The following is a 9,790-nucleotide window of genomic DNA, read 5'->3' on the forward strand; positions in this document are numbered from 1 at the left end:
GCAGCGCTTGCTTGTCGACCTTCTCCAGCCAGATCTTCAGGTAGTCGTAGAACCAGGTGTAGATCACCAGATGACCGGTGGCGAACCAGGACCCGATCGACTGCTGATCGGGCTGCCAGTGCGCGATCGCCGCGGGATAACCGGGAATCTCGATGCGCTGGTTGTTCGGGGCATAGCTGAAATCGAGTTTCTCCAGCTCGGCCGCGGCGGTGGTGGCCTTCTGCGCGTCGGGGAAGATCATCACCGCGTTCACCATGTCCAGGCCCATGTTGCTGGGCTTCGTCTCCGCCGAGCTCACGAATCCGCCGATGAAATCGGGGGCGACCTCGGCGAACCGGTCGACGGCCATGATCTTGCCGAGCGCGGCTTCGGCGTCGAGGAACACCGACGCGATCGACGGATTGGTGTGGATGAACCGTGGATCGATATCGGCGGGCGTCGGTACGAAGTCGCCGAGACGTTCGGCCTCGATGAAGCGGCCCTGGTCCAGGTTCGCGACCGTCCCGACCTGGCGGGGCTGGGTCGGATAGTTGCCGACGTCGAGAGTGGCGAGGTCCACCGGGGCGTCGGTGGCGGCGATCTCGTCGGGACCACCGCAGGCCGTGACGACAGTGGTCAACAGTGCGGTCGCCAGGACACAGACGACTTTGGTGGCTCGCAACTCATTTCCTCCCCGAAACGATCGTCGGCGAGATCCTACGTCACCGCAATCGAGGAGTGGGGCCGAGCGAACTCACAAGCTGTTGGCCAGCAGGGCGTACTGGGCGGTGATTTTCTGGCGGACCTCGGGCTCACCGTCGGCGCTGACCATGGCCAGATAGCGCTTGTAGGCGACATAGCAGCGGTAGACGTAGTCGTCTTCTTTGTTGCCGTTGTCGTTGAGTTTCAGGCAGGTCGCGGTGGGGACGTCGGCGGGGGCGGTGATCGGGTCGTAGTGGCCCGCCGAATCGATCAGGCCCTGCATGAGCGATTGCGCGGCGGACTGGTCGCGTACCCGCGTGACGGAGCCGCCCTCGACCACCGCGTGGGCTTCCACTCCTGTTGCGTCGACCAGGTTCTGGCGGGTGGTGAGGTTGGCTGCCTTGTTGACGAGATGCTCAGGAGCATAGGAGGCGAACGAGTACTGGCCGGGGCGCATGGCGGCGCGGTCGTCGACGACCGCGCGGGCCAGGAGTCCGGCGGGGTCTACCGGGAGGTCGGAGATCTTCTCGGTGGGCGTGGGGTCGAACTTCGCGAGCTGGGCGAGTTCGGCGGCGAGATTCTTGTCGATCCAGGAAGTGAGGTCGGTCGCGTCGGCCCGGGGCCGCTGGATGAACAGCGAGATCACGAACTCTTTGTGGGCGAGGAAGGCGCCGATGGTGGGCACGCCGGGGCGCCAATGGAGGTAGGCGTCAGGGTATTCGGTGGAGGCGAGTTTGCGGTTGTCGGGGGAGACGGCCAGGTCGACGTCCTCGAGTTCCCGCGCGGCGAGGGTGGCGGCCGCCGCGGTGGGGAAGCGGAACAGCGCCGTGGTCAGCGCGGTCGCGTCGGGACCGGGACGGGTCTGGCCGTCGGGATCTGCCTTGTCGGCGCCGAGCGCGACATAGCCGGTGACGAACTTGCGGTTCTCCAGAACAGGTTTGGAGACGTTGGCGACGAAATCCAGCGCGCGTTCGATATCGGGGACGATCACGCCGCCGCGTCCGTGCGAGAGCGATGGATCGATCCGCACCGCGGGCACCACGGCGGCCGACATCCGCGCACCCTCGACGATCGCGCCTCTGTCGCCCGCGGTGTCGGTGTAGGCGTGCCGGTCGGTGGCGAAGGTCCCGGTCTCCAGGCCGCGCACATCGGGCTCACCGGCGACGGGTGTGCCGCTGACGGCGCAGCCGGACAGGACGATCAGAGCCCCACCCCAGGCGAGCGCGATGCGAATTCTGGTCGAATCGATCATCAGGTTCCCCTCGATGTTCCTCCCGCGACACCTATGAAGTTACCGGACCTACCCCGCCCAGGGGGACCTGATCGGGGTGCTTGCCATAGTCTGGATGACATGGCGACCCCCCTGCTGTGCAGTTCCGGTGGAGGCCGATACCTGTGAGGGATCGGCAGGTCGAAGTGGTGCTCGGAAGTCACGCGGTCGCACGGGTCGCGGGCGCGGTGATCGTGGTCGCGCATCGCGGGCAGGGCAAGCTCACGCCCGGCGATACCGCGGCCATCGCGCTGGAATCGCTGGCGGAGTTGGTGCGTGACGCGCACGAGCAGGCGCCTTCGGGGCCGGGTTCGGTGGTGGCGCGCGAGGCGACGCGGTGGCTCATGAAGTACGCCGAGCAGATCTCGCCGGGCGTGCCGATCGATTTCGGGGTGCTCTCGGCCGCCGACAACGGTGGCGTGGCGATCTTCCTGCACGGTTCGGTGACGGCGGTACTCGCCGACGACCACGGCCCGGAGTACTACCGCGGTAGTGACGCGGCGTTCACCGTCGACCGGGTCGCCTCCGAGCCCGCGAAGGCGGTCGCGCTGTTCGTCGACGACGCCAAGGGCCGCATCCCGGATCTGCCGCCGGAGCGCGGAATCGGTTGGCTGGTCGAGGGAATCGCGCAGGCAGGCGGGGCCGTGATGTGGTCCAACGATGTGCGCAGCCGGGTGCGAACCGCGGAACCGGTGGGCCAGACTCGCAGGCCGCCACCGCCTACCGCGCGTATCGATCGGGAACCACGTGCGGCGCAACCGGATTCACGACCCTCCGAGCAGCCCGCGACGGGGATGCAGCCGGCGACCTCGATGCTGGACGCTGTCACCGGCACCGCGCACGGCACGGTCGACACCCCCGTCGCCGACCCGCACAACGCCGAAACCCGGCTCTCCGGAACCAATCCCGCGCCCGAACCCGACCCCGACCTGCAGCGCAGGCTCGAAGCCACCGCCAAGTCGACGGTGCTGGCGGTGAAGGTGATGGGATTCAAGTGCGCGCGTGCGCATCCCAGTGATCCGCGCTCGGCGTTCTGCACGGTGTGCGGCATGCCGGTCGATCAGACCCAAGCGCTCGCCGAGGTGGTCCGCCCGCCGCTCGGCATGCTCGTGCTCGACGACGGCATGACCTATCTGATGGCCGCCGACGCGGTGATCGGGCGTGACCCGGAGAACTCCGACGCCGCCCAGCGCGGACTCATCCCGCTGCGCATCGACGACACCTCCGGCGGCATGTCGCGCGCGCATGCCGAAGTGCACCTGGTGAATTGGGACGTGCAACTCATCGATCGCGGTTCCACCAACGGCACCCGCAGCCGGCACCCCGGCTACCGCGACTGGGTCCGCCTCACCCCGAATCAGCCGATGGTGCTCGTCCCCGGCACCGAGGTGATGATCGGCAACCGGGTGCTGCGCTACGAACCGGCCGCACCACCCCCGTTCGGCTAGGAATACCTTGAAAGGCAGGTGGTTTCGCCGTTGAGGACGCCTGCGCGGAAGGCGTCGACGCGGGAGAATCCGCTGGGCACCGTGTTGCCCTCGGCGTCGCTGGCGGCCAGTCCGTCGGTGAGCAGGCCCGAGACCGCTTCGTCGAGATCGCCCGCCGACAGCTGGATGTCGCCCTGGGCGACCGGACGGCCGGGCTGGGCGAGTTTGCCGGTGACGACCCCGGACAGGCAGGCCGCGCGCAGTCCGGTCTTCGCGCCGGTCAGCTGCTGGCCGTGGCTGCGCTGCACGGCCAGGGTGTAGCGGGAGATGAAGACGACGTAGCCGTTGTAGTCGCCGCTGACCTTCACCGGCAGCGGGCCGTCGTCGTCGGTGTCGCTGGCCCCGCGTTCGGCCAGTCCGGGCACATCGGTGGCGATGGTGTTCTTGGCGGGGCAGTAGGTGACCGGTTCGGTGACCGCGCCGTCCTTGCAGTCGATGCGCGAGCCCGCGTAGTCGTAGGTCGGCGCGTCCTTCACCGGCAGGATGGCCTGGAGCGCCTTGCTGAGCTCGACGAGATTTTCCTTGGAGACGGGGTATTCGCCGCGCCCGCTGTCGCCGGAGAAACTCTGCGGCAGAGAGCCGCGGCGCGAGTCGATCTCGTCCTCGTCGATGCCCTTGCAGCCGCGCGGCCCGTCGGTGAACCCGATCTGGACCGCGGTGACGCGCTCGAAGGCCGAACCGTGCACGCTCTCCGGGTCGTCGGGATCGGAGTCGCGAATCGAAACAGTCGCGGCCAGAACGGAATTCAGGCCGTCGGAGGTGTTGATCGTGAAGTGCTTCGACTTGCCTTCCGCGACATGGCGCATGAACGCGCCCGCGAAGCAGTCGGCCTGCTGCTCCTTCACCAGGACCGGCGTCTTCTTGGTGACCATCTTGGCCATGCTCTGGATGGCGTGGCCGTATTCGTGGGCCAGCACCATCACTACCGACATCGTGCCGAAGGTCTCGCTCATGGTGGGCAGCAGCATCTCGCGGTCCCAGCCGATCGAGTTGTCGCTGCGGCAGTAGGCGGCATTGACCAGGTGGTAGGTGGTCTCCTTGCAGAATTCGACCGCCTGGCTGCGGGCCGCCCTGGCCTTCCAGGAGATCAGCTTCTCGACCGGGTCGAAGGTCTCGCCGGGGAACTCGGTACCGAAGCCCGCCTGCCAGTAGGACTGGATGTCGTCGATCGCGTTGAGCGCCAGCTGGTCCACCTCGCCGCCGTCGCCGTTGGACGCGGTGAGGGGCGAATCGGGAACCCCGGTGCGCGGACCGTTCGGCCCACCGGTGGTCGGCAATCCCGCCACCTGGAACGGATCGTCGTAGATCGAGACCCCGTGCCCATCGATCGCCCGCGTGCACCCGACACCCATCAGCGCGCATAGCACGACAGAGATCGCAACGAACACTTGGGCTTTCGGCATACGTCCCCCTGGTCGGCCGGATACACGTGCAGGTCGATCGCCGGATCGGGCACAAAGCCGTCTCGGGGGCACCGCCGATGTCCGGGCGATGGCATAGTATCCGCTCCATGTCTTCACCGGGGGCGCAGACCATCACCGTGCGCCATGATGGAACCGAACGAGTCTTCGAAGCGAGTCAGCAGATCACCATGGGCCGCGCGCCCGAGGTCACCCTGTTCGTGGACAGTCCGCTGGTCTCTCGTGTGCACGCCACTCTTCGATTCAGCAACGGCGCGTGGGTGCTCGCCGACAACGGCAGTACCAACGGCGTCTTCGTCGACGCACGCAGGCTCAACCAGCCCGTCTCGATCGATCGACCCACCCAGGTACGCCTGGGTGACGCGATCACCGGGCCGCTGCTGCACCTGGTCCCCGCGGCGCCTGGGGCGCGCCACGCGGCGACCATGGTCGCGCCGCCTTCGCAACCACAGCAACAGCCGCAACCTCACTATCAGCAGCCGCGTCCGCAGCAGCCGCATCCCGGCTTCCAGCCGCCGTCGCGCCCGCAACAGCAGCAACCGCAATACGTTCCCACCTCGCAGCTGTCCGCGCAGCCGCAGGACAACATCAATATGACCCGGCGCGCCGATTCGTCGATGCTGCCGCCGGTCCGCAAGGCCGCCTCGACCGAACCGGTCGCGCGCGGTGACCGCATTCCGCCCGGTGGCCTGAGCATCGGCCGCACCTCGGACAACCAGATCGTCGTCAACGATCCGCTGGCTTCGCGTGCGCACGCGAAGCTGCTGGCCTCGCCCGAGGGCCTGGTGATCGAGGACCTCGGCTCGGCCAACGGCACCTTCGTCAACGGTCACCGCCAGCAACGCTCGGTGCTGCGCGAGCGCGACATCGTCACCATCGGCAACATCGACTTCGTCGTCACCCAGGGGGCGCTGGCGCATCGGCAGAAGCCGGTCGCCGAGCAGGGCCTGTCGGTGCACGGGGTCGGGTTCACCGTCGAGAACAACAAGCAACTGCTCGTCGATGTGAACATGACGGCGGGGCGTGGCACGTTGACCGCGCTGATCGGACCGTCGGGCGCGGGCAAGTCGACGCTGTCGAAGCTGATCGCGGGCAATACCCAGCCCTCCGGTGGTGTGGTGACCTTCGAGGGCCGCAACCTGCACGCCGAATACGAGGCGCTGCGTTCGCGCATCGGCATGGTGCCCCAGGACGACGTGCTGCACCGTCAGCTCACGGTCCGCCAGGCGCTCGGCTTCGCCGCCGAGCTACGGCTGCCGCCCGATACCACCAAGTCCGACCGGCAGCAGGTGATCGACGGCGTGCTGCAAGAGCTCTCGCTCACCCAGCACGCCGATACCCGGGTGGACCGGCTCTCCGGTGGCCAGCGCAAGCGCGCGTCGGTGGCGATGGAGCTGCTCACCGGTCCGTCGCTGCTGATCCTCGACGAGCCGACCTCGGGTCTGGACCCGGCGCTGGATCGGCAGGTCATGCAGATGCTGCGCGAACTGGCCGACGCCGGTCGCGTGGTGATCGTGGTGACGCACTCGGTGGCCTGCCTGGATATGTGCGACCAGGTGGTGCTGCTGGCCCCCGGCGGTAAGACGGCGTTCGCCGGTCATCCGGGTGGGGTCGGCGCGGCGATGGGGACCAGCGACTGGGCGGAGATCTTCGCCGAGGTCGCGGCCAACCCTGATCAGGCCTTCGCGAAGTATCGGTCCCGGCAGGCCTATGTGCCGCCACCGCCGCCCGCGCAGCCGAACCGCGGCAACGTGGGCGCGCCGCCGCAATCGAGCGCGATGCGGCAGTTCAGCACGTTGTCTCGCAGGCAGTTGCGGTTGATCTTCTCCGACCGGGGATATCTGATCTTCCTGGTGGTGCTGCCCTTCATCCTCGGCGCGTTGTCGCTGGTGGTGCCGGGTAGTGACGGGTTCACGGCGGGCGCGCTGGTGCAGCTGCCCGACGGCTCGTTCGGGCGGGAGAGCGGCGGTGAGGCCCAGCAGTTGCTGGTGGTGCTCATCCTCGGCGCGTGCTTCATGGGCGCCACGCTCAGCGTGCGCGACCTGGTCGGCGAACGGTCGATCTTCCAGCGTGAGCGCGCGGTCGGCCTGCTGCCCTCGGCATACCTGATGGCCAAGATCGTCGTGTTCAGCGTGACCGCGTTCCTGCAGTCGGCGGTCCTGATCGGTATCACGTTCATCGGGAAGAAGGCGCCGGGCGCCGGTTCGCTGATTCCGAGCGGCAGCGTCGAGCTGTATTTCGACATCGCGATGACCGCGGTGTGCTGCGTGGTGTTCGGCCTGCTGATGTCGAGCCTGGCCAAGTCCAACGAGCAGGTCATGCCGATGCTCGTGGTGATGATCATGGTGCAGCTGGTGATGGCGGGTGGCCTGATCCCGGTGACCGACCGGGTCGGCCTCGAGCAGATCTCGTACCTGTTCCCCTCACGCTGGGGTTATGCGGCGGGCGCGTCGACGGTGGACCTGACGGAGCTGGTCTTCGGCTCGCAGGACGACCCGCTCTGGGGGCACAGCGCGGGGATCTGGATCCTGGACATCGTGATGCTCATCGTGATCACCTCGATCCTCGCCCTGATCACCTGGAGCAGACTACGACTGAAGAAGTCGCAGGCATGATCCGCCAGGTCAGCATCGTTTCGGTGGGCAAGCTGCGCGTGTCTGTCGCCGACCGGGCACACTTGATCCTGTGACCGTTCGAGTTGGGGCCCTACATCTGGGGTGGGACGTGGTGTCCGTGGCCGCGGGTGGCGGCGCGACCCCGGTCCGCCCGGTACAGGTCGAGGGCACCTACACCCCGCCCGCCTACCTGCTCGCCGATGCCGCGGGCAGGTTGCACACCGCCGGTGTCGACCGGCAGCGCCCGGACCTGGGGATGGCGATCGCCGATGTGCGCGACATCCTCGGCCACCCACAGATCGTGATCGCCGGCGCCACCTGGCCCGCCGAACTCGTCTTCCGGGCCAGGCTCTACAACCCGCTGGCCGCGATCGGCAAGTACCTACAGGGCAAGCCGCAGCTGGTCGCGCTGCCGTATCCGGACAGCTGGCCCGAGGACAAGGTCGAGGTGTACGCGGCGCTCGTCGAACAGCTCGACGTGGTCGTGGAACCGCTGCCCGAAAGCGTCGCGCTCTCGGGTTATGTGCGCGCGCTCGGCCTGGTCTCCCCGCCCAGCGAGCGGCATCGCACCGGCATCGGCGCCACCGGGATCTACTCCGACGGGCGCTCGCTACTGGTGGTCGCGGTGCACGGCGACGACGAGCAGCCGACCGAATCGACGGAGGTCTCGGTCAGCGCCGAGGCGCTGCGCGACGCCCGCACGGCCGACAACGTGGTGATCGAGGCGATGGCCGCGGCCCGCTCGATCGGCGCCGACACCTCGACGGTGCTGCTCGCGGGCAACGTCTGCTTCAACGACGCGCTGCGCTTCGCCTTCCAGAACCACCTGGGCCAGCGCCTGCACGTGGCCGACCATCCGATGCACGCGCTGGTCCTCGGCGCCGCGCACCTGCTGGTCACCGAGCCCGATCTCGACGACGAGGAGGACGACTATCCGGACTCGGGACATCCGGGTCAGGCAGTCGCCGCGCAGGTCGGGTGGGGTGCCCAACCCACCGCACCGCCCGCCGCCCAGCCGCCCGGACCGGCCGGGTTCGTCGCCGGTCCGCCCGCCGCGCAACCGCCGCAGCCGTCAGGTCCACCCGCTCGTGCGCCGCGGCACGCGCTCGAACACGACGATGCCGAGGACGACGACCGCCGCGGCAAACTGCTCGGCAAGGTGAAGAAGGGCTTCTTCGGCGCACCGGCCGTGGTCGGCGCGCTGGCGCTGGTCGCGCTCCAGCCGGATCCTGCCGTCGCCGCGGCCGCCGAACCGGTGAGTTGCGCGTTCACCCCGTACGCGAACACGGTCCCGCGCGAGGGCATCGAGACCGCGCGTGGCCTGCTGGTCGACGACTCCGCCTGCGTCACCCCCGGCATCGATACTTTGCGCTACCTGATTCCCGGTCCCGCGCGTGCGACCGACCCGGGTCCGCCGGTCGTGATCTAGCCTCGCCCGATTACGGGTCGGTGATGCGTGGCTGGTATCGTTGCCCGTTGGCGTGTGGAACGCCGAACCGTTCGCGGATCGGCGTCTCCTCGATGTCCTGGGTCTCCACCGGCCGCCAGGACAGCCTCGATCCACACATCAGGGCCGGCAACACCGACGACAGACAGGGAACGACTGTGCCTACGTACAGCCCCAAGGCGGGTGACGTCACCCGCAAGTGGTACGTCATCGACGCCACTGACGTAGTCCTCGGCCGTCTCGCCGTGCAGGCCGCTGGCCTGCTGCGCGGCAAGGGCAAGCCGACCTACGCACCCCACGTCGATGGTGGCGACTTCGTCATCATCATCAACGCGGAAAAGGTTGCCATCTCCGGCAACAAGAAGCAGGACAAGCTCATCCACCACCACAGCGGACACCCGGGCGGCCTCAAGTCGCGCACTGTCGGCGAGGTGTTGGCGACCCGTCCCGATCGTCTCGTGGAGAAGGCCGTCAAGGGCATGATCCCGAAGAACAAGCTGGGTAACGCGATCGCGGGCAAGCTGAAGGTCTACGCAGGCCCGAACCACCCCCACGCCGCGCAGCAGCCGGTTCCGTTCGAGATCAAGCAGGTGGCCCAGTGACCGCTCCTGAAGAGTTCGCAGCCGAAGAGTTCGACGCCACCGATGAGGTCGTCGTCGAGATCGTCGAAGACGGCGAAGGCTACGCCGAAGGCGAGTACGTCGAAGAAGAGCTGGCTTTCGAGCCGCTCGGCCTCGACCGCCCGGTGCAGACCGTCGGCCGCCGTAAGGAAGCCGTCGTTCGCGTTCGCATGGTGCCCGGTTCGGGCAACTTCGAGCTCAACGGTCGCACCCTCGAGGACTACTTCCCGAACAAGGTGCACCAGCAGC

The 9,790-nt window shown here is 68.1% G+C and carries 7 protein-coding genes and 1 pseudogene; 5 read left to right on the forward strand and 3 right to left on the reverse strand.

Annotation, left to right across the window (positions count from 1 at the left end):
• Both ACFWF3_RS12350 and ACFWF3_RS12355 read right to left on the reverse strand, forming a co-directional pair.
• Positions 1-661, reverse strand: a pseudogene (locus ACFWF3_RS12350) (hypothetical protein); the annotation flags it as partial.
• Between the two features lie 72 nt (positions 662-733).
• Positions 734-1,933 (reverse strand): hypothetical protein, encoded by a 1,200-nt coding sequence (locus ACFWF3_RS12355; protein ID WP_379313741.1) that lies wholly within the window; start codon positions 1,931-1,933, stop codon positions 734-736.
• 143 nt (positions 1,934-2,076) lie between these two features.
• Here ACFWF3_RS12355 and ACFWF3_RS12360 point away from each other — a divergent pair, with 143 nt between their 5' ends.
• Positions 2,077-3,399, forward strand: coding sequence for an FHA domain-containing protein (locus ACFWF3_RS12360; RefSeq protein ID WP_379313742.1), 1,323 nt, complete (start codon positions 2,077-2,079; stop codon positions 3,397-3,399).
• Here ACFWF3_RS12360 and ACFWF3_RS12365 read toward each other — a convergent pair.
• Positions 3,396-4,841, reverse strand: a complete 1,446-nt coding sequence (locus ACFWF3_RS12365; RefSeq protein ID WP_379313744.1) for a metallopeptidase — start codon at positions 4,839-4,841, stop codon at positions 3,396-3,398. The two genes, ACFWF3_RS12360 and ACFWF3_RS12365, sit on opposite strands and share 4 nt — an antisense overlap.
• Positions 4,842-4,948: 107 nt before the next feature.
• Here ACFWF3_RS12365 and ACFWF3_RS12370 point away from each other — a divergent pair, with 107 nt between their 5' ends.
• The 4 genes from ACFWF3_RS12370 to rpsI form a co-directional block, all read left to right on the forward strand.
• Positions 4,949-7,474 (forward strand): ATP-binding cassette domain-containing protein, encoded by a 2,526-nt coding sequence (locus tag ACFWF3_RS12370; protein ID WP_379313748.1) that lies wholly within the window; start codon positions 4,949-4,951, stop codon positions 7,472-7,474.
• A 70-nt stretch (positions 7,475-7,544) separates the two neighbouring features.
• On the forward strand, positions 7,545-8,903 hold the full coding sequence (locus ACFWF3_RS12375) for a hypothetical protein (protein WP_379313746.1): 1,359 nt from the start codon (positions 7,545-7,547) through the stop codon (positions 8,901-8,903).
• Positions 8,904-9,079: 176 nt separating this feature from the next.
• Entirely contained in the window at positions 9,080-9,523 is a 444-nt protein-coding gene (gene rplM, locus ACFWF3_RS12380) for a 50S ribosomal protein L13 (RefSeq protein ID WP_194825954.1), read from the forward strand.
• Positions 9,520-9,790 (forward strand): 30S ribosomal protein S9 (gene rpsI / locus ACFWF3_RS12385; RefSeq protein WP_379313747.1); only part of this gene is annotated, 271 nt, incomplete at its 3' end. The genes rplM and rpsI, both read left to right, overlap by 4 nt.

The organism is Nocardia sp. NPDC060220 (genome assembly GCF_042727815.1).
In the GTDB taxonomy this organism is placed as follows: domain Bacteria; phylum Actinomycetota; class Actinomycetes; order Mycobacteriales; family Mycobacteriaceae; genus Nocardia.